Source organism: Chryseobacterium sp. TQ-BC-N36, assembly GCF_058382295.1.
In genome coordinates, this window is the sequence record NZ_CM178175.1 from 3,984,489 (window position 1) to 4,004,849 (window position 20,361).

General features: G+C 38.0%; 16 protein-coding genes. 6 read left to right on the forward strand and 10 right to left on the reverse strand.

Features of this window, described 5'->3' with window-relative positions; all coding sequences use genetic code 11:
• Nucleotides 1-10: 10 nt before the first annotated feature.
• The 10 genes from rnhA to AC3FI7_RS17910 all read right to left on the reverse strand — a co-directional run bounded on the left by rnhA (nucleotide 11) and on the right by AC3FI7_RS17910 (nucleotide 11,852).
• Entirely contained in the window at nucleotides 11-487 is a 477-nt protein-coding gene (rnhA, locus tag AC3FI7_RS17865; RefSeq protein WP_491460626.1) for a ribonuclease HI, read from the reverse strand.
• A 68-nt stretch (nucleotides 488-555) separates the two neighbouring features.
• Entirely contained in the window at nucleotides 556-2,142 is a 1,587-nt protein-coding gene (gene dnaB, locus AC3FI7_RS17870; protein ID WP_142726442.1) for a replicative DNA helicase, read from the reverse strand.
• A 153-nt stretch (nucleotides 2,143-2,295) separates the two neighbouring features.
• Complete coding sequence (locus tag AC3FI7_RS17875; protein WP_142725224.1) at nucleotides 2,296-4,443, reverse strand: FIDD domain-containing protein; 2,148 nt, start codon at nucleotides 4,441-4,443, stop codon at nucleotides 2,296-2,298.
• 101 nt (nucleotides 4,444-4,544) lie between these two features.
• The gene (locus AC3FI7_RS17880; RefSeq protein ID WP_343660281.1) at nucleotides 4,545-6,641 is read right to left on the reverse strand and encodes an FIDD domain-containing protein; all 2,097 of its coding nucleotides are present in this window, start codon (nucleotides 6,639-6,641) and stop codon (nucleotides 4,545-4,547) included.
• 27 nt (nucleotides 6,642-6,668) lie between these two features.
• Nucleotides 6,669-7,280: a hypothetical protein gene (locus AC3FI7_RS17885; RefSeq protein ID WP_142725226.1), complete on the reverse strand. Its 612-nt coding sequence runs from the start codon at nucleotides 7,278-7,280 to the stop codon at nucleotides 6,669-6,671.
• Nucleotides 7,281-7,583: 303 nt separating this feature from the next.
• Nucleotides 7,584-8,819: an MFS transporter gene (locus AC3FI7_RS17890; protein ID WP_142725227.1), complete on the reverse strand. Its 1,236-nt coding sequence runs from the start codon at nucleotides 8,817-8,819 to the stop codon at nucleotides 7,584-7,586.
• 92 nt (nucleotides 8,820-8,911) lie between these two features.
• Complete coding sequence (locus AC3FI7_RS17895) at nucleotides 8,912-9,274, reverse strand: hypothetical protein (protein ID WP_142725228.1); 363 nt, start codon at nucleotides 9,272-9,274, stop codon at nucleotides 8,912-8,914.
• Nucleotides 9,275-9,343: 69 nt separating this feature from the next.
• A complete protein-coding gene (locus AC3FI7_RS17900; protein WP_343660276.1) occupies nucleotides 9,344-10,843 on the reverse strand; it encodes a GH3 auxin-responsive promoter family protein in 1,500 nt (499 codons plus the stop codon).
• A gap of 135 nt (nucleotides 10,844-10,978) precedes the next feature.
• Nucleotides 10,979-11,275, reverse strand: coding sequence for a hypothetical protein (locus tag AC3FI7_RS17905; RefSeq protein ID WP_142725230.1), 297 nt, complete (start codon nucleotides 11,273-11,275; stop codon nucleotides 10,979-10,981).
• A 181-nt stretch (nucleotides 11,276-11,456) separates the two neighbouring features.
• The gene (locus AC3FI7_RS17910) at nucleotides 11,457-11,852 is read right to left on the reverse strand and encodes a hypothetical protein (protein WP_142725231.1); all 396 of its coding nucleotides are present in this window, start codon (nucleotides 11,850-11,852) and stop codon (nucleotides 11,457-11,459) included.
• A gap of 252 nt (nucleotides 11,853-12,104) precedes the next feature.
• Here AC3FI7_RS17910 and mfd point away from each other — a divergent pair, with 252 nt between their 5' ends.
• The 6 genes from mfd to AC3FI7_RS17940 all read left to right on the forward strand — a co-directional run bounded on the left by mfd (nucleotide 12,105) and on the right by AC3FI7_RS17940 (nucleotide 20,299).
• A complete protein-coding gene (mfd, locus tag AC3FI7_RS17915) occupies nucleotides 12,105-15,473 on the forward strand; it encodes a transcription-repair coupling factor (protein WP_491460627.1) in 3,369 nt (1,122 codons plus the stop codon).
• A 372-nt stretch (nucleotides 15,474-15,845) separates the two neighbouring features.
• On the forward strand, nucleotides 15,846-16,667 hold the full coding sequence (locus tag AC3FI7_RS17920) for a hypothetical protein (protein WP_142725233.1): 822 nt from the start codon (nucleotides 15,846-15,848) through the stop codon (nucleotides 16,665-16,667).
• A gap of 2 nt (nucleotides 16,668-16,669) precedes the next feature.
• Nucleotides 16,670-17,494, forward strand: a complete 825-nt coding sequence (locus AC3FI7_RS17925; RefSeq protein WP_491460628.1) for a hypothetical protein — start codon at nucleotides 16,670-16,672, stop codon at nucleotides 17,492-17,494.
• A 7-nt stretch (nucleotides 17,495-17,501) separates the two neighbouring features.
• Entirely contained in the window at nucleotides 17,502-18,239 is a 738-nt protein-coding gene (locus tag AC3FI7_RS17930; protein ID WP_142725235.1) for a hypothetical protein, read from the forward strand.
• Nucleotides 18,240-18,391: 152 nt separating this feature from the next.
• The gene (locus AC3FI7_RS17935; RefSeq protein WP_142725236.1) at nucleotides 18,392-19,267 is read left to right on the forward strand and encodes a hypothetical protein; all 876 of its coding nucleotides are present in this window, start codon (nucleotides 18,392-18,394) and stop codon (nucleotides 19,265-19,267) included.
• Between the two features lie 99 nt (nucleotides 19,268-19,366).
• Nucleotides 19,367-20,299: a hypothetical protein gene (locus AC3FI7_RS17940; protein WP_142725237.1), complete on the forward strand. Its 933-nt coding sequence runs from the start codon at nucleotides 19,367-19,369 to the stop codon at nucleotides 20,297-20,299.
• Nucleotides 20,300-20,361: the final 62 nt, after the last annotated feature.

A 20,361-nucleotide genomic window follows, 5' to 3' on the forward strand; every position in this document is an offset into this window, starting at 1 on the left:
CTCAATTGTATTAAAATAAGGAGCTGTTTTCCTGATTTTCAAAATACACATCGATATCAAGATCAGAAGAATTAGCGGCCGCAACGGCTAACTTGTCGCATAATTCATTTTCAAAATGACCGGCATGTCCCTTTATCCAATGCATTTTTGGGGCGTGTTTTTGATGTAGTTCAACAAATTTTTTCCAGAGGTCCGGATTTTTTACATTTTTCCAGCCTCTTTTGATCCATCCGGCGATCCAGTTTTGGTTAATAGCGTCAGATACATACTTGCTGTCGGTATAAATGTGAATATCATTCTCTGTTGATTTCAACTTTTCCAAAGCTGTGATGACAGCCAGAAGTTCCATTCTGTTATTGGTGGTCTTTCTGAATCCTTTTGAAAATGTTTTCTGGTAGTTTTTTTCAGGAACGCGCATGAGAATTCCATATCCGCCTTTTCCGGGATTTCCGCTACAAGCTCCGTCGGTATAAATTTCGATTTTCAAATCTGTTTTAAAAAAAAATGAATATTCACTGTACAATTACTGAATTGGCCTAAAACTCTGATCTTTCCTTAGAACGGGAAATCATCATCGTCATCAAAATCATTCATTGAAGAGCCAGAAAGTTTTGAACTGTCCGGAAGGTCAAATGCTGCTCCTGGCTGAATGGTTGTTTTGATTTTGTCAAAGCCGCTCGGTTCCCCGAAGTTAGAAGGATATCCTCCGCCTGAGCCTCCGTCAAATGCCGCTTCAATATCGCCGAATTTGGCAAAATGTTTTAAGAAAGATAACCTTACATCTGCCGTTGCACCATTCCTATGCTTGGCAATGATCAGCTCGGCCTGGTTTTCTGTAGAAGTTTCCTGTCCTTCTTCATCATTATCCCAAACGGTAATTTTATAATATTCCGGTCTGAAAATAAAAGATACAATATCCGCATCCTGCTCAATAGCTCCTGATTCCCTCAGATCTGAAAGCTGAGGTCTTTTTCCCGGTCGGGCTTCCACACTTCTTGAAAGCTGAGAAAGAGCAATTACAGGTACATTAAGCTCTTTTGCAATCGCTTTTAATGAACGTGAAATCATAGAGATCTCCTGTTCACGGTTTCCGACTCCTTTTCCTCCGCCTCCTGCGGTCATCAGCTGGAGGTAGTCAACCATGATCAGTCTTACCCCGTGCTGCATGACAAGTCTTCGGCATTTTGCACGGAAGTCAAATATCGAAAGGGAAGGGGTTTCATCAATATATAAAGGGGCATTTTCCAATTCCGATACATTGGAAAACAGTCTTTGCCACTCTTCATCATCCAGGGTTCCTTTTCTTAGTTTTTCGGACGAGATTCTTGTTTCAGAAGCAATCATTCTGGTGATCAGCTGTACAGATGCCATTTCAAGAGAGAAAAGAGCCATAGGAATTTTGTGTCCTACTGCAATGTTTCTTGCCATGGAAAGAAGGAATGCTGTTTTACCCATCGCCGGACGGGCTGCAATAATGATGAGGTCAGAATTCTGCCATCCACCGGTTTCCTTATCAACATCTCTGAATCCTGAAGGAACTCCGGAGAGTCCTTGTTTATCTTTTAAAGATTTAATCGTGTCAATCGCTTGCTTTACCAATGAGTTGGCAGTATCGAATCCTTTTTTAATTGTTCCGTTGGTAATCTCAAAGAAAGATTGTTCTGCTTTATCCAGAAGTTCAAAAACATCGGTTGATTCTTTGTATGAAGAATCAATAACGTTTGCAGAAACATTGATAAGGCTTCTTAAAATATATTTTTCAAGAATAACACGTACATGATATTCTATATGGGCGGATGAACTTACTCCCATAGTCAGATCAATGATATAATGATCTCCGCCTGCCTGGCTAAGTTTGTCTTCTTTTTTTAAATCCTGAATAATGGTCATTAAGTCTACCGGATGGTTGCCTTCATAAAGCTTTAAAATGGTAGAAAAAATAACCTGATGTCTGGGGTCATAGAATACCTCTGGGGTAAGAAGGTCAATAGAATGATCAAGACCTTTTTTGTCGATCAAAAAAGTTCCGATAACAAGTCTTTCAAAGTCCACTGCATTGGGAGGCATTTTTCCATCCGCAATAGACAATTCTTTTGCAAAGTTTCCGTGTGTCAGGGATGATAATGTTTCTTTCTGCGCCATGGTGCAAAGATAGTTTATTTAAAAAATAATAAAAAAATAGTATTCAACAAATTATTAGCAGATCTTCTGAAAATACTGTAAACAGGAGATCAGGTATGTTGATAAAAAAATCACCCCGGTCTGGGGTGATTTTTTTAGAAGGTCGGATAAAGCTTATTCTTTATTTTTTACTAATACCCATCCTGAATATTTGGTTTCAGTACTGTTTTTATTGTTTTCATTCCATGAGATGGTATACCAGTAGGTTCCTGTTGGAATTTTCTTTCCAAATGCAGTTCCGTCCCATGTAAAGTTGTTTATTCTTTTGGCTTCATGAAGTTTGTTTCCATATCTGTCATATACTATAAAGACTAGATTTTTCTTGTATGCCAGCGCAGAGTAATCGATAACGTCATTTACATTATCCCCGTTCGGAGTGATGGCATTAATAAGGTTCGGAACCGTAATGATTACCTGAGTCGGTGTACAGTTGTAAGTATCTTTTACATATACTGTATTTTCACCTCTCGGAAGTCCTGTGAATGTATTTGAATCCTGCCAGTTGACACCGTCTACAGAATATTTGTAAGGAGGAACTCCTCCTGTAGCGGTAACAGCGATAGTATTGTTTGTTATTTCTATTCCTGATATTACCGGCTGAACACTCGCATGTACGCGTACCTCCTGAAGAGTGAAGCATTTTCCTGTCTGAAGTTTTACCCAATATGCCCCAACTCCTACGTTGCTGATAGATTGTGTAGTTTCACCAGTACTCCATTCGTAGCTGACAAAACCAGGTCCGGCATCCAATGTCGTTTTGGCTTCAGCACAAATCGTTTTATCTTTCAATACAGCTGATTTTACAGGAGGTAATACTTTCAGATCTATCTTGGCAATGGAATAACACTGCTTGTCATTGTCTACTCTTGCAAATACCGTTTTGCTTTCTGAAAGATAATTTAGTGGTGTAGCAATAGGATTGGTCTGAGCTTTGGCATCAGCTACAGTAGTGTAATATTTAATAATAGTTCCGGTAGGGGTAGGAACAGGTACTCCGATATCAGCTTTAGAAAGATCAAAGGTTGAACGGTTTACATCATTGTCAATATAGCAGTTCTGAATAACAGCATCTTTTAAAACTACTGCAGGATAGAATAGCAGTTTGATTGTAGTCGTTGCGATACATCCAAAAGAAGAAATCACTTTTACATAGACCGTTGCTTCCTGAGAAATATAGTTAGCAGGGTCAGTGATTTCATTGATGTCTGCATTCATATCCGCAGCGGTAGCATAATACTTGATTGTTGCTCCGCCTGGTCCAAATACGTTGGCTGTTGTTAGGTTATATTTTGCCGTACCGGCTCCGTTGTTGTTACAAGAATATAAAGTGGCGGTATTTGCTGAAATACCTACATTGACAAACTTAAATTTCCCGGTTATGAAACATCCGTTGTTAGGATTACTTGGATTAGTAGGATCCTGATATACAATTCTGTAATAGTATGTAGTGGTTCCGTCTACTGTTGCTACGGTAAGAGGGCTTGCGCCTGTAAGGGCATCATTGGTTGTTTTGTGGTAAGTAACCTTGAAGTTCGAGCTGTTTCCATTGATGATAGAGGCAGTAAGTGTTGTAAAATCAAACTGGGTAGGTAATGAGCAAACCATTACCTGGCTTGGATCATTTGGATTAGTACCTGGAATTCCTGGAGTAATGAATGGATATGGAGCCAGAGTTGGATCGTTGAATGCTGAGCTTAAGCTTGCAGTACCAGACCATTCTAAGGAAAATCCATTAACCGATCTACTGAAGTTGTCAATAACCAGATAATACGTTTGACCTACCAATACATCCATATAAGGACTCCATTTGCCATTGTTCATACTGGCTGTAGTGCCTGGAGGGTTGGTAGGAAATACTGCAGGCGGGGCAAGAGTAAGATCCAATCCTGTGTCTCCGGGAGTTCCGCTATAGTTACATCTTATTGGCTGTACAAAGACGTGAGCTGAATTCTGTAAAGAAGTACATCCGTTTGTTGTGGGACCATAAACTGCAAAATCATAATCATCACCCTGGTCATTTGGTTTTATTTTAAATGCAAGGGTGCCTGGTGTAGATATGGTGAAAGTATACCATACAGTATATCTTTCATTGGTGCTGAGGCATCCCCCGTTTTGATTAAGAATTTCTATAATATTCCCCGGGCCTGAAGGGGTGTAAGAGATGTCAGAGTTACCACAGATAGGGATTGCTGTGACACAGTCTGACTGTGAATAGGCCATTTGCGTTATCAATAAAATAAAAAGAAGTAATATTTTTTTCATTGTTAAAACTATTTTCGTTAAACAAAATTAAAGATCAATAAATTTTTATCATAATTTGTAAAAGAAAAAGCCGCCAAAGCGGCTTTTCTTATAATAAGGGTTTATTCTCTGTTTTTTACAACAATCCATCCTGAAAACTTGAAAGGAGTATTCTTTTTGTCGTTTTCATTCCATGTTACAGAGTACCAGTAAGTACCTGTAGGGATCTTCTTGCCGGCAATGGTTCCGTCCCATTTATATCCGTTTGATTTATCTCCCTGATGGATTTTTGTTCCATATCTGTCAAAGATACTTAATACCAGATTTTGTTTGTCTGCCATTGCAGAATAATCTACAACATCGTTTACACCATCTCCATTCGGAGTAATCATATTTATAAGATTTGGAACTACTACAGTAACTTCAATAGGATCACAGTCATATGCATCTTTTACATATACTTTATAAGTGCCTCTGGCAATATTGGTAAATGTATTGGAGTTCTGCCATGTGATTTTGTCCATTGAGTACTGATAATCCGGTGTTCCTCCTATAACATTTATCGTAAGCGTTGTGTTGGAAACATCAATATTGGTTACTACAGGCTGTTCAGAAGGATATACGGTAACTTTCTGTGTTGCGATACACTCTCCTGTTTTCAGTTTTACCCAGTAGACTCCTACCCCTACATTTTTGATTGACTGGGTAGTTGCTCCTGTGCTCCACTCGTAACTGCTGAAACCTGCTCCGGCATCAAGAGTTGTGGTGTCCTCCATGCAGATGACCTTGTCTTTCAGTACACTTGATGTCACAGGTGGAATTACTGTTAAAGTAATTTTTGCAACAGTATAGCATCCGCGGGTGTCTGATACTCTAACGTATACAAATCCATTGGGTGCAATATAATTATTAAATCCTAAAATTTCATTTGTTGCATCTATTGCATCTGTCAGCGATGGGAAATATCTTTTGGTTGTCGTTCCTGTAGGACTCGTGACCGGAGCATTTGCCAGATTGAATAAAGCTGTAGACGGGTTTGATTCTATAAAGCAGGATCTTAATGAAGCGTCTGTTGCTGTAACCAAAGGGTAGAATTTAAGTGTAATTTCAGCTGACGCTGTACATCCAAATTCGTTGGTCGCTTTTACAAAAACTGAGCCTTCTGCAGAAACATACATGTAAGGATTGGTAATCTCGTTGGTTCCGTTATTAAGGTCATACATTGAAGGATAATACTTTAATATATGATTGGGAGCCGCCCCTACAGTTGCTGTAGATAGATCATACATTGCAGTGCCTGAATTGTTATTGCTGCAAGAGGTAAGGGTAGCAGGGTTTAGCGTGAAAGATTTATCAAGAAATTTTATCTGTCCATATTCTCTGCACTGATTTAAGAAGCTGGTCGGGCTGTTGGGATCAACATAGCTGATTGCATATGTATAAGTTGTAGCTACATTGATATTCGTAGGTGCGGTAATAGGATTATTATCATCCAGTGCATCTGTTGCTGAAGCATAGTATTTTACTATAAAATTAGAGTTGCCATTTAAAATCTGTGAGGAAAATGTAGAGAAATCATAGTTAACAATTTTACCACATACCGGGATCTCCCCGTTTTGGGTAGGGCCAGGCTGTAAAAACGGATGAGGTTGATAAACCTGTGCCGAATTGTGGTCAAACGGAGTAAGAAGCTTAGCTGTTCCGCCAAACGTTAAGGTAAATGGAGCAATGTCTATAGAGTAATTATTTAAAAGAAGATGATAAACTTGTCCGGGAAGAACATCAATATATTTTACAAAGCCATCACCAGTTGATCCTTCACTTGTATCCGTAGAAGTCATATTAAGCCCGGTAGGGTTGATGATGCTTACATTAACACCGGCATAAGAACATCTCAATGGAGAGGCTGTTGTATTGGCGCAGTTGTGATTGGGGCCATACAGGGCGAAGTCGTAGTCAATACCTACAGCAGTGGGGCCTGTGGGAGTTACTACAAAAGTCAGTGTTCCGGCTGTTTCTATGCTGAAAGTAAGCCATATGGAATTACTCTCCCCATTAGGGCCAAGGCAGCCTACCTGGCCTTCTTTAATATTTCCCCATCCGTTAGGTGTAAGAGAAATCGCTGCATCGCTGCATATCGGTATGGCAGTAGCACAGTCCTGCTGTGCAGAAACCATTTGAGCTACGAAAAATAGAAAAACGAGTAGATATTTTTTCATGTTGATCATTTTAATTTTATCTTCAGATTATTGAACAGAAGGGATCAATTGCTTTCCCCAAGTTGGAGATTTGCTGTCTGAAGCGTTTGGGTTGGAAAATTCGCTTAAAGCTTTACGGTATAAAATGTCAGCATTAGTTTTATCACCTGATTTTTCTTTGATCTTTGCCTGAAGAATCGCCAGTCTCGGGTTGTTAACAGCACTGGTTTCAGCCTTAGCTATACTTTGAGAGATGACATTCTGATCCGGCTGGCTGCTTTGAGAACCGTCAATCTGCATTTTCTGAACATACAGTAAACCTAATAATATGTTGATCTCAGCGTTATCTCTTTGTGCGGTCCATGCTCCCGCTGCTATTTTTCTGGCTAAAGCATTGTCATCCGTAAGGCTGGCTCCGGGTGCTTTCTTTAGCAGGGTTTCATTTTTAAGGTATAATGCAACAGCGGCATAATAATTGGCCTGCCAGGTTTCTGAAGTTTTTGCTCCTGAAAATTTACTGAAGACATTGTCGTAATCACTAGCTGTTTTGGATGCATTAAGCTGCAGTACGGCTTGGGTTAGCACTTTGTCAGTGAAGGCTTGGGCCGAAACCCAGCAGTTTACAATGAAAAAGCTTAAAATTAGTAAAAGTTTAGTCATAGGGAGATATTTTATAGAAGCAAATATAAAAAATTATTAACGTTAAATTAAAGATTTTAAGATATATTTAATGAAACTAATGTATTGGTTTTTAATAATGTATTTTATTTTTCATGTGCGATTATATGAAGATGGTAAAGATATTGTTTATTTGTCTGAATATTTAGAATTTAATTCTCTTTTTTTGTTATAAAAAGCAGGTATAAAAGAAAAATCAGAATAGAAAATGATCTATTCTGATTTTAAGTATTTCGAATTACGATTTGTTTCGTGTTAAATTTAAATGAACTGATAAATAATAAGTTAATATTGCATTTTTCTCAGCTTAGGATTGGTGCTTCCCACCAGTAATGCTACTAATACAGTCATGCATCCTCCAAAGACTACAGATCGTACTACTCCAAGTAATTTAGCCATGAGTCCGCTTTCGAACTGTCCCATTTCGTTGCTGGACATGATAAATATTGAATTCACACTGAGAACCCTCCCTCTTATATGATCAGGTGTTTTCAGCTGTACAATCGTTCCGCGTATTACCACAGAGATTCCGTCAAGCATCCCGCTCATCACAAGGAACATAAAAGAAAGCCAATAAATTTTGGATAAGCCAAAGCCTATGATGCAAAGCCCGAATCCGGTTACCACAGCAAGAAGTATTTTCCCTTGATTTTTCCGAAGAGGAACAATTGATAAAACCGTAATGATGCACATGGATCCGATATCAGAGGCTGCATTGAGCAGGCCAAAACCTTCAGCTCCTGAATTTAAAATATCTGTGGCAAAAACAGGAATCATGGCTACAGCACCACCAAAGAGTACCGCAAACATGTCAAGGCATAAAGCACCTAAAATTTCTTTGGTCTTAAAAATATAGGAAATTCCTTCACGCATGCTTTCAACGACATTCACCGTTTCCTTTTTGTATTCCGAATACTGCTTGTTGAGTTGCCAGAAAAATAAAGAAGCAACGAATATCAAAGATAGAATAACAACTAGGGTCCATTTTACTCCAATGTATCCTATGAGGAGTCCGCCTATAGCGTGTCCGCACACAGAAGAAATAAGAAATGTAGCCTGATTGAGAGTTACTGCATTGGGGAGGTTCTCTTTCTTTACAATTTTAGGAATCATGGAAGGAACAATAGGGCCGATAAAAGCTCTTGCTATTCCTGTGAAAAATATCACCCCATAAATAAAATAAGTGATCTGATGACCTGTAAAATGCATTTCCACATTAAAGAAAGCGGGAATCAGTAACAGTCCGATCAGAAAAATATAAGCATAATTGCAGGTAAGAAGCAGTTTCTTTTTTTCATTCATATCAATAACGTGTCCTGCATACAGGGCACAGCTTACCGCAGGAATTACTTCTGAAAGGCCAATAAGACCTATTGAAAAAGGATCTTTTGTTAACTGGTACACCCACCATCCTAATAATGTGGCAAGCATTCTGAAAGCTAAAACAATAAAAAATCTCCCGGTGAGAAGATTTCTGAACTCAACATTTTGTAATGTCTGTAACGGGGTAAAGGAAATCATGAACAAAAATAGTCCTAAAAATTTATTTAGGACTATTCATATGTTGATTTTTAAAAGATATCGTAAATATATCCCGAAAGATAAAATCTATTTTAGTCAGCTCTGGTAGAACTCAATACGATGGCAGCAACTCCTGCTGCTCCAATGATAGTAGCTCCTGCAGCAATCCTTGCCTTCCTCCTGTCTTTCACAGCGGCTACTTTTGCTTTAGGGATAATGACTTCTGTGCTGTCTTTTTTACCAGCTGTACCTACAAGGTTGTCTCCAACGATATTTCTGAATAAGATGGTCTGCTTCGGAGATCCGTCTCTCATTGTTACTTTGTAGATTTTTCCGGCTTCAAGATTGGAGTAGTTGTTTTTTGAAATATCCTCGCTGTATTTTGTCGTAGCGCAAGACGTAATAACAAATAAAGATGTTAATAAAGATGATTTCAACAGTACAGATGCTTTCATTATTTTCTTTTAGTTTTTCAAATTTATAATTTTTTTCGAATATACGTTTTTGGAATTGAAAAAATATGATTAAAGTTTGTAAATTTCTAAGAGATCTGCAATCTTTCTGTCATTCGCCAATCTTGGAGTCTTATTTTGGCCTCCCAGTTTTCCCTGGGATTTGGCATATTCGTGAAAAGCATTCTTTTTCAGTCTTGTGATCTGCAGTTTCTGGAGGATATTTCCCGAAATCAGATCGTTATAATACGTATTTCTCGCCCGAAGCTGCTGATCCAGCTCTTCTCTGAATGCTTCCAGATGCTCCGGTTCTTTTTCAAACTCAATCAGCCATTCATGATAAGGAAGTCCTTCAGATGGGTTTACCTGTGGTGCAAGATGAAATTCTGTAATCTGTGCCGGATATTTTTCAATGGCAGCTTTCATCGCTTCTTCCACCTCAAAAGCAATCACGTGTTCTCCAAAAGCTGAAGTAAAATGTTTTGTTCTGCCACTTACCAAAATCCTGTAAGGATCCTTGCTGATAAACCTTACAACATCTCCAATGGAATAAGCCCACAATCCGGAGTTGGTGGTAAGGATCAGCGCGTAATCTTTATGAAGTTCAATGTCTTTTAATGTTAATCTTCTTGCTCCTGGTTTGCCATATTCTTCCAAAGGAATGAATTCATAGAAAATCCCGTGATTGGTCAGCAGCAGGAGTCCTTCTTTGGTGTAATCATCCTGAAAAGCAAAAAAACCTTCAGAGGCAGGGAAAGTCTGAATAATATCGACCTTGCCGCCCAATAGTTCTTCCATCTTATCACGGTACGGTTCATAATTGACTCCACCGGTGACGATAAGCTGAAGATTAGGGAAGAGCTGCTTGATCTTTTTACCATGTTTTTCCGTTAACTTCTCAAAATACATGATAAGCCATGGAGGAATCCCGGAGATCAACGTCATATTTTCACGTTCTGTTTCTTCAATGATCTTGTCAACTTTGGTTTCCCAATCCTCTATGATATTGGTTTCCCAGCTTGGCAGGCGGTTTTTTTGAAGATAGTTAGGGATATGATGGGCTACAATACCGGACAATCGCCCTGTTTTTATTCCAAATATTTCTTCCAGTTCAGGGCTGCCCTGCAGAAAAATCATTTTCCCGTTTACGAAATCAGCATTGTTCTTTTTGCTGATATAATGGAAAAGGGCACTTTGAGCTCCGGCAACCTGAAAAGGCATTCCTTCTTTAGAGATAGGGATGTATTTGGATCCGGAAGTCGTTCCTGAAGTTTTGGCAAAATATTCCGGGGTTTCTGTCCAGAGAATATTAGCCTGTCCTTTTTTTACTCTTTCAATATAAGGTTTCAGATCTTCATAGTCGGCTACAGGAACTCTGTCCTGAAATTCTTTTACAGAATGGATGTTTTCAAAATCATGCTCACGCCCGAAAAGTGTTTTTTGAGCGGTATTTACCAGAGAAAGTAAAAGGTCTTCCTGGTCTTTTCCTGCATTTTTTTTGAAGTCTTCCGCTTTTTGGACATGCTTTTTTGCCCAGATCAGTGCTGCATTTTTCTTGAAGAAGTTTAACATGGGTCAAATTTATAAATAAGTACAGAATCTGGAATCATTTTTTACAAGGCTTCACATAAAAAAACCGATGGAACATGTTCCACCGGCTTTTCGAAATTTGATTATGAAAATAACAACTATATGTTAATGTTGTGCTTATTTATTCTCCTTGTACCTTTTATCAGGAGTCCCGTCTTTTTTCAGGTGTTTGTTTTCTTTATATCTTTTATCCGGAGTTCCGTCTTTTTTCATTTTGGCAGCCGGTTGTGCAGGCTTCGCTGCTTTTGCATCCATTGCCGGTTTGGCAGCTTTTACTTCTGCCGGTTTAGCAGCCTTTGCAGTAGTTGCTTTTACAGGTGGATGTGCTGTTGTGCTTTTAGCGGGAGCAGTCTGCTGTGCAGTGGCAAGTCCTAACCCTAAGATTAATGACATTGCAGATAATAATTTTTTCATAAGAATGATTGTTTGTTTTTGTTGAATAAAGATATACAAAAAGCAGGCTAAAAAAATGGTATTTTCAAACTTAACTAAAGTTTATTACAGCTTAAAAAAAGATTAAAGCTTTTCATTTACAGTTAAAAAGCCTGCCTTCAAAGGATGAAGACAGGCTTGCATAATATATAAATAGACACATCTAACGTGTACAGTTGGCTGTCCACGTTTTGCCGTCTTTTGCAAATAAGATTTTTAACGTGTTGTTATCAATTCTGATATAAGAGGTTGCTGTAGAACCAATCATTACAAGCGTATGATCCCCTTCCTGATTAAACTCTATTCCGTTAAGATCGGGAATACTGTTTGAGAAGGCAAAATTATACTTGGTGCCGCTGGCGATCTTTGTCACAAATACACTTCCGTTATCTGTGCTGATATTGGTGGAGCCTCCGTCATTATAAGAAACACTTCCCTTGTAAGTTCCTGCAAAAAATTCATTGTTTACAGGATCATCATCTTTGCTGCACGACGAAAAAGATAATGCTGTAAATACCAACAGCATCATAAGTCCTAAAATTTTAATTGCTTTTTTCATAATACTATTCTTAATGTTTGGTAACATAAGGATCCCAAACACTGTGCCATGTGGGAATAATTAATTTTTTTTTAACGGGTTATTAAATAAAATTGTAAAAAATTAAGATTTATTTTTTTGGCTAAGTATTTCATTTCTAAATCTGAAAGGATCATATTATATAAGCAGAGAAAAAAATATCAGTATCTTTGTATCTCCTAAACGGTTTCGGAAAACTCCCGAAATCGCTTCTCTCGTTTATACCACTACTATATGCAGTTAAAATCCATCAATGAAAAGTTTCTTCCAGACCTGTTGCAGAAAGAGTTTGGAAAAGAAATTTTTACTCAGCTAGAAAATAATCAGCATATTGCTGTAAAAGGAAGTGCCGGATCTTCAGTCTCTATTTTTGTGGCTGAACTTTTTTTGGTTCAGAAGAAAAATATTCTTTATCTCGTAGATGATAAGGAAGATGCATTATATGCCAATACTGAGATGGAAGACCTTCTTGGTAAAGATAAAGTGCTGTACTTTCCGGCAACCCATCTTGAGCCGTATCAGGTCGAGAAAACACAGAATGCAAACTTGGTTTTAAGAACGGAGGTTTTAAATAAAATCAATTCCGGAAGGTCTCCCAGAGTGATAGTTGCCTATGCCGGCGCTCTATCTGAAAAGGTTTTAAAAAAAGAAGATTTTAAGGCGATTTCTCATCATATTAAAGTAGGTGATCAGCTGGATTTTGATTTTGTAGATGAGCTGCTTAATCATTATCATTTCCAACAGGCTGATTTCGTTTCTGAGCCAGGCGAATTTTCTGTAAGAGGAGGAATTGTAGATTTGTTTTCCTATTCATATGAAAAACCATACAGGATTACGTTCTTCGGAAATGAAGTGGAAAGCATCAAAACATTTGATATTGAAACCCAGCTTTCGGTAGATAAGGTAAAGGATTTTCAGTTGGTTTCCAATATGAATTTTTCAGTGACAGGAACCAGGGTGTCACTGCTGCAGTTACTGTCTAATGAAAGCTTTGTAGTTTCAAAAAACGGAATGGTGGGAATGCAGAAAATAAGGACTTTTTATGAAAAGTCTCTGGAGAAATATGAAACGTTAAGTAAGGATATTGCACACAGGACTCCACAGGAACTTTTTATTTCTGATCAGGAGTTTCTGTTCGATTATAAAAAATTCAGGACAGTTGATTTTGGAGGAGTAATGATTGAAGGATTGAAGGAATTTACTGAGGTCAGAATGGACCAGCTCCCACAGCCTTCTTTTCATAAAAACTTTGAACTGCTGATCGAAGATATTGAGGAAAAACAGAATAATGGATTTGATACCTGGATTTCCTTTTCAACAGAAAAACAGAAAGAAAGGCTGGAGTCTATTTTTGAAGAACTTGAGCATGAACTTCCCTTTAAAAGCTTTAAATCTGAACTTCACGAAGGGTTTGTAGATCATGGTCACAAACTGATGGTCTATACAGATCACCAGATTTTTGACCGTTATCAGAGATATAAAGCTAAAAATACTTTTGCAAAATCTGAACAGCTTACCCTGAAAGATCTGATGTCTCTGAAGATCGGTGACTATATCGCTCATATCGATCATGGAATTGGGAAGTTTATGGGCCTGGTAAAGGTAAATAATGATGGCAAAATCCAGGAATGTTTCAAATTGACTTATAAAAACGGTGACCTGCTGTATGTGAGTATTCACTCTTTACATAAGATTTCAAAATACAACGGCCCGGATGGAAAAGAAGTTGTTTTGAGTAAACTCGGATCTCCAACCTGGAAATCTTTAAAGCAGAAAACAAAAGCTAAAGTTAAGCAGATTGCTTTTGACCTTATTAAACTGTATGCCCAGAGAAAAACGGCAAAAGGTTTTGCGTATACACCGGATTCCTATCTGCAGAACGAATTGGAAGCCAGCTTTATTTATGAAGATACTCCGGATCAGGAAAAGGCTACCATAGATGTAAAAAAAGATATGGAAGCTGATACAGTGATGGACAGGCTGGTTTGTGGTGATGTAGGTTTCGGAAAAACAGAAGTTGCAATCAGGGCTGCATTCAAAGCGGCTACTGATGGCAAGCAGGTTGCCGTATTAGTGCCTACAACTATTCTGGCTTTTCAGCATTACAGAAGTTTTAAGGAAAGGCTTAAAGATTTTCCGGTAAATGTCTCTTATGTCAACAGATTCAGGACGGCCAAACAAAAATCAGAGACTTTAGAAGATCTGAAGAATGGAAAAGTAGATATTATCATTGGAACACATCAGTTGGTAAGCAGCTCTGTGAAATTTAAAGACCTTGGATTGCTTATTATTGATGAAGAGCATAAATTCGGAGTTTCAGTAAAGGATAAGTTGAAGACCTTAAAAAATAATGTAGATACCCTTACTCTTACAGCTACTCCTATTCCAAGAACCCTGCAGTTTTCATTGATGGCTGCCAGGGATTTGTCTGTAATCAAAACACCACCTCCTAACAGACAGCCTGTGGATACGCAGTTGATAGGATTCAATGAAGAAATTCTTCGTGATGCTGTTTCATACGAGCTTCAGAGAGATGGGCAGGTATATTTTATCAATAACAGAATTGAGAATCTGAAAGATATTGCAGGGCTTATTCAGAGACTGGTTCCCGATGCAAGAGTGATTACGGGACATGGACAGATGGAGGGAAAACAGCTGGAAAAGAATGTCCTGGATTTTATGGAAGGAAAATATGATGTCCTTGTATCTACCACCATTGTGGAAAGTGGTGTAGATCTGCCGAATGCGAATACTATTTTTATCAATGATGCACATCGGTTCGGAATGGCAGACCTTCACCAGATGAGAGGAAGGGTGGGACGAAGCAACCGGAAAGCGTTTTGTTATCTGATCACACCTCCTTATGATATGATGACTTCGGATGCCAGAAAACGTTTGGAGGCTATTGAACAGTTTTCAGATCTGGGAAGTGGATTCCAGATTGCAATGAAAGATCTTGAGATAAGGGGAGCAGGTGATCTTCTGGGAGCTGAGCAGAGTGGATTTATCAATGAGATGGGTTTTGAAACGTATCAGAAACTGATGCAGGAAGCATTGGAAGAATTAAAAGATGATGCTGATTTTGAAAACCTTTTTGAAAATGAAGAAGATCGTCAGAAGCTTTTTAAATCCGTGAAAGAGGTTAATATCGATACGGATTTGGAACTGATGCTGCCGGATTCATATATCTCCAATACGGAAGAAAGGCTGCTGCTGTATCAGAAAATTGCAGAGATCAACAATGAAGCAGATCTTCATCAGTTTGAGCTGGAATTGATCGACCGTTTTGGGGCACTGCCGAAAGAAGCTGTTAATCTTCTGAAGAGTGTGTCCCTGAAATGGCTGGCTGCTGATATTGGTTTTGAGAAGATTGTAATGAAAAACGGCGTCTTTTTAGGATACTTTCCGGGGAATCCTCAGGATAAATTCTATCAGACCGATAGATTCAGACATATTATCAATTATCTGACCCGCAATCCTGCTGAGGCTCAGCTGAAAGAGAAGTCAGGAAAAGAAGGCAACCAGCTGATGATGAGGAAGGAAAAGGTTAAAAATGTTGATGAGGTAAATCTACTGCTGAAAGCCATTATTGAACATAATTAAATTTTACTTTTTGTTCTTTAGGGACAACTTTATAAAAATCGTGAAAAACGTATAAAAGCCTTAAATTTTTATACGTTTTTTTGTGATTGTTATCATGTTTTTATTTTGGAATATTCCTCTCGGGGAGAATTAAGGCCCTTTTTGTGGTGTTAAAATCACATTCTGATGAGTAATAAAAACTTGTAAGTTCCCGTACAGTAAGGGTTTGGAGCATAATATGTTTTATTTAGTAAATGAAAAGTGGAGTTATGTAGAAATAATTCTACTTTTAGATGTGATTAATTCTATATTGTAATGTGTTTATTTCTATAGGTTTATGGATGTATAACTGGAATTTTTTGGACTTCATTGTGTACCTTTGCAGTCCTTATTATGAAAAAAATTATATATTGCTGCGCGGCTGGACTTCTTTCATTCTATGCCAACGCACAGGTGGGAATAGGTACTGCAAAACCTAAATCTGTTCTTGATGTGAATGGAAAGACCACCTTAAGAAAAGAACTTAGAGTAGGCGGAACTTCAACGCAGGCTGGAGATGCCGGGTTGAACGGCCAGGTTTTGGTTTCTCAGGGTGAGGGATTGCCTCCTGTGTGGAAATCATTGAATGTTTCCTTTATGGAAGAGGGACAGTATAAGCTGATCAATTCTTATCTGTCGTCGGATCAAACGGGTATTATATCACTTTCTGATAATGTTGCAGGAGATGGTATTCTTGTAAACAGTGTTGGTGATAAGCTTATCGATCTTACCAAAGGCAAATGGGTGAAGATCGATGGCCTTCAAAATAGTTTTACTGTTAAAAACGGAAAAAACAGACTTACTTATCAGTTTCAGACAGGGGTTGAGATTAAAGCACCTGTTGCCACTACTTCTGAAAGTGTCAGATTTGCATGTGGCGTTTTCAGAAACGGTCTGCTGGTAGCGGTACGCCCGGATAGAATTGCTTCTAACAATAATAGCGGGAAAAATGGTCTCCAGGATTATATTTTTACTCTTAACTATACCGAACAAAATGTTCCGATTGGAGTGCATACAATTGAAATTGCATGCAGAAAGATTGATACCTCAAATGCCGGCTCGCAATTTGCTATCGGGCGTAATGCACAAGGTTCAAACGGAACTTCCAGTGCATTTACTTTAGAATCTACCATGAAAATGGACCTTATCGAATACGTGAGCTATAAAAACAACTAATGATGAAAAAACTATTATCAACGCTGCTTTGTACCACGGGACTTTGGGCAGCGGCTCAGGTGGGAATAAAAACAGATACCCCTAATGCAAAACTGGACGTCAACGGAGATGTCAATTTCAGAGGTAAAATTGCGGTTCTTAATGCTACTGACAATTCTGTATTTCAGGGAAATAACGACCAACTTCTGGTTTCTCAGGGAGAGGGATATGCTCCAATCTGGAAATCACTGCGTATTCCGGAATATGAGCCCAATAAGTTTTACCTGATATATAACAATTCTTTTTCTGATAAAGTTGGAGTTACATTCAGCTCTTCCGAGAATTCTACGGTGGGCTTCACTTCAAGAGGTGCCACTTTTACCAAAGGAAAAGATCTCAGCAGTCTTACCAATTTCAAAAAAATAGATGGGCTTTCACAGGTGATCAAAGTATTCAGTACTCAGAGTAAAGCTTACTTCCAGTTTGAAACAGTGGTACAGGCAGATTTTGGAGCAGCGGGAGGAACAGATAATTCAATAGACTATGCGTGTGGTATTTTTGTGGATAATAAGCTGGTGAATCTGAGACAGAGAAACTTAAAGGCAATTACCACTTCATATCCTTTCCTTACCCATACCCAGATAGGAATTGTAGAGAATCTTGCGAAAGGAGATCATACAGTAAGTGTAGCGTGTACAAGATTAGGCTCTTATGGAGCTACAGGATCAGGAAATGCGCTGACAATAGGGACCAATGTATATACCAATATCAACAGCTTCATTTCACAGTCATCTCTTAAGGTGGATGTATATGAAGTTCCGGAGGTGTTTAACCCAATTATAAATTAAGCAGATCATGAAAAAAATAATATTGATAACCTCTCTGCTGGTAGCAGGTATCGCCAATGCTCAGGTGGGTATTAATACTCCAACGCCCAGCAATATGCTGGATGTAAATGGAGATCTTAATATCGCAAAAGAATTAAGAACAGGAGGTACTGATCTGTTGAAAGGATCTGCCGGCGCAGCAGGAGATATTCTGCATAATAATACAGATCTGGGTACGAACGACTGGAAAGCAATCAAAATTGCAGACGGCCAGGGAAGTATGTCTGTATTTTCAATTAATACAGTGGCAGACCAGACCGGAGTGAGCTTTTCAGGAGCTAACGGATCAACAAATCCCTATACTGAAGGAGAGGCACTGACAGGTGGCTGGACTGTAATTCCTGGTGCGGTTGATTTATTTTCTATCACCAACAGTAATAATAAAGCGACCTTCTCATTTCAGACTACCGTACAGAAAACAGGAACAAATTCTGCGAGTTTTGCCTGTGGGGTATTTGTGGATGACAAGCTGAGAGCAGTAAGAACAGATGTATTGCTTGGAGATGCCGGAACTTACAAGATTTTTAATCTTAATGCCACACTGGCGAATCTTACGCCTAAAAACAATTACAGTGTAAAAGTAGCCTGTATTAAAAGAGCAATTTCAAGTAACACGCTTGGTGTTGGAAGAGCGGTTAATACAGATAATCTGAACAGTGATATGTCACAGTCGGTTTTGACCACTTCTATATTGCAACCTTATTAATTTTCATAATAATACAATAATTGGAAATCTAAAAACGTTATGTTTTTAGATTTTTTTTGTTTATTAAGTCTATTTCTTGTGAATTTGTTCAGATAAAGTGAAGTGTATTATTGAAAATTGAATTATATTTGGACAAGCTAAAAAAATTCTATATGGTAAAAAACTATTTTTTAAAAATGTTTGCCGGTATTGCTTTTCTTGGGCTGCTGACAGCATGTAATACAACCTCAGACCCTACAGAATCCATTCCTAATCCGGATGATGGTCCACCACCTAAAAAAGTTTTGACAAAGGTGAGTTCCAATAATGTTTCTCAGGAAGAGTATATTACTGCAGCAGGATCAGGAGATTTGCAAACTGCTGTATCTAAAGATGAATTCGCTTCCGGAAGTGCTTATTTTACTGGAACAGTAACATATACCAACAATAATATTACGAAAGTAAAATATGTGAGTTCAGCATCTTCCAGTCTCGTATATGAATTTAATATTGTCCCTGATGCCACAGGCAAAAGAATTTATAATGCAAGTTCTACTGCAACCGGTGCAACTCCATCCGTCTCAGTGGTAAGTGATTATGCATTTACCTATAATGCAACGACCAATAAGCTTACCAAAATTCTTGAAAAGAGAAAAGAAGGAGGAATAAGTGCCTACAACAGATTTATAGACTATAGTTTTGTGTATAACGGTGATAATGTTATTCAGGTAGTTTGTTCCAAGGGTATTCTGGATATCAATGGAAACCCGAATATGACTACAGCGGTAGTAAGCAAATACAGCTTTCAAAATTATGATGCTCAGAAAAGCCCTTATTCTACGCTTCCTTCGGTTTATTTTATCACACGAAGCCTTATGAATCCGGCTAACTTCTATAAAATATCTCCAAACAATCCTACTTCGATGTTTATAGAATTGCCATCACCAGCTACTCCTGTTAATACAGCTCAAAGTTATTCTTATGATAATCAGGGGTATGTAACTGTTGAAAAAAATCAGAACCTAACTTTTACCTATAAAAATTTATAGGAGAAATATAGTTATTAATCTTACCGGAATATAAATAATAATACAATTTTTAGGCAAAAAAAAATTATATTTGTCAAAAAAATAATCAATTACAAGGAAATGAAACAAATTTTCTATTTTATTTTATTAATCGCAGGTTTTTCCTCAATACATTCCTGCAAGAGTTTATTAGATGAGGATGGAAACCCGTTGCTGGATCTTAACAATACAGGAGGTTTAAGCGGGCCAAGAGCATTATACAGAGAAATTACAGATAAAGATACTATTGCAGAATATCGCTACAGCGGACTTCTTGTGACTAAAGTAATTACAGACAGTGCCTCAATCACAGATATCATGTACAGTGGTGATAAAATCAGTCAGATCAACTTTAACGGTTTCCTTGATCTTGACGGAAACGGAAAGCTGGATAAAGACAGTGTTTCATACACACAATTATTCTCTTATGCAAACAATAACAAACTTCAGTCGATTTCTGAAAACCGTTCGATTTTCAGAAGACCTCCTCCTATAATTCCTGGAAATCCTCCTGGACCACAGACATTACTGAAAAAAGAGAAGAGCCTTTATGCTATCAAGTACAGCACTTCTACGGGGAAACTGGATTCTATCATTATGAAGAACGGACCGGACGTTCCGGGAGCTCCTCTTAATTTTACAGATTATTCTAAAACAGCTTATACTTATGTGGGAGATAATGTATCAAAAGTAGTAAGATACTACGGGACAATGTCAGGAGGAGCATTCGGTACTGTTACAGGAAAATACAGCTATGAATATTATGCCTATGATGAGCAGGTAAGTCCATTCACATTATTGCCGCACGTATATAAGATTTCAAGATTATTATCTACAGTGATCAATGATAAAGAAAGTCTTATCTTATCTCCAAACAATCCTAAGAGATGGTCAGTAACAGATCTTACGCCTCCAATTCCAACACCAATTGTGAAGAGTACCAATTACGTTTATGATCCTCAGACATACATGACAAAAGGATATGGGGTTAACTATATTTACAAGCCACAGTAAAAAATTTTTTTAATAATATTCAAACTCAATCTTTCCTAAGATTGAGTTTTTTTATTTTTTAT

Excerpts from the sequence above, each read along its gene's own strand:
- dnaB (WP_142726442.1), bottom strand. The coding sequence starts at position 2,142 with ATGGCGCAGAAAGAAACATTATCATCCCTGACACACGGAAACTTTGCA.
- AC3FI7_RS17875 (WP_142725224.1), bottom strand. The coding sequence starts at position 4,443 with ATGAAAAAAATATTACTTCTTTTTATTTTATTGATAACGCAAATGGCC.
- AC3FI7_RS17880 (WP_343660281.1), bottom strand. The coding sequence starts at position 6,641 with ATGAAAAAATATCTACTCGTTTTTCTATTTTTCGTAGCTCAAATGGTT.
- AC3FI7_RS17885 (WP_142725226.1), bottom strand. The coding sequence starts at position 7,280 with ATGACTAAACTTTTACTAATTTTAAGCTTTTTCATTGTAAACTGCTGG.
- AC3FI7_RS17890 (WP_142725227.1), bottom strand. The coding sequence starts at position 8,819 with ATGATTTCCTTTACCCCGTTACAGACATTACAAAATGTTGAGTTCAGA.
- AC3FI7_RS17895 (WP_142725228.1), bottom strand. The coding sequence starts at position 9,274 with ATGAAAGCATCTGTACTGTTGAAATCATCTTTATTAACATCTTTATTT.
- AC3FI7_RS17900 (WP_343660276.1), bottom strand. The coding sequence starts at position 10,843 with ATGTTAAACTTCTTCAAGAAAAATGCAGCACTGATCTGGGCAAAAAAG.
- AC3FI7_RS17905 (WP_142725230.1), bottom strand. The coding sequence starts at position 11,275 with ATGAAAAAATTATTATCTGCAATGTCATTAATCTTAGGGTTAGGACTT.
- AC3FI7_RS17910 (WP_142725231.1), bottom strand. The coding sequence starts at position 11,852 with ATGAAAAAAGCAATTAAAATTTTAGGACTTATGATGCTGTTGGTATTT.
- mfd (WP_491460627.1), top strand. The coding sequence starts at position 12,105 with ATGCAGTTAAAATCCATCAATGAAAAGTTTCTTCCAGACCTGTTGCAG.
- AC3FI7_RS17920 (WP_142725233.1), top strand. The coding sequence starts at position 15,846 with ATGAAAAAAATTATATATTGCTGCGCGGCTGGACTTCTTTCATTCTAT.
- AC3FI7_RS17925 (WP_491460628.1), top strand. The coding sequence starts at position 16,670 with ATGAAAAAACTATTATCAACGCTGCTTTGTACCACGGGACTTTGGGCA.
- AC3FI7_RS17930 (WP_142725235.1), top strand. The coding sequence starts at position 17,502 with ATGAAAAAAATAATATTGATAACCTCTCTGCTGGTAGCAGGTATCGCC.
- AC3FI7_RS17935 (WP_142725236.1), top strand. The coding sequence starts at position 18,392 with ATGGTAAAAAACTATTTTTTAAAAATGTTTGCCGGTATTGCTTTTCTT.
- AC3FI7_RS17940 (WP_142725237.1), top strand. The coding sequence starts at position 19,367 with ATGAAACAAATTTTCTATTTTATTTTATTAATCGCAGGTTTTTCCTCA.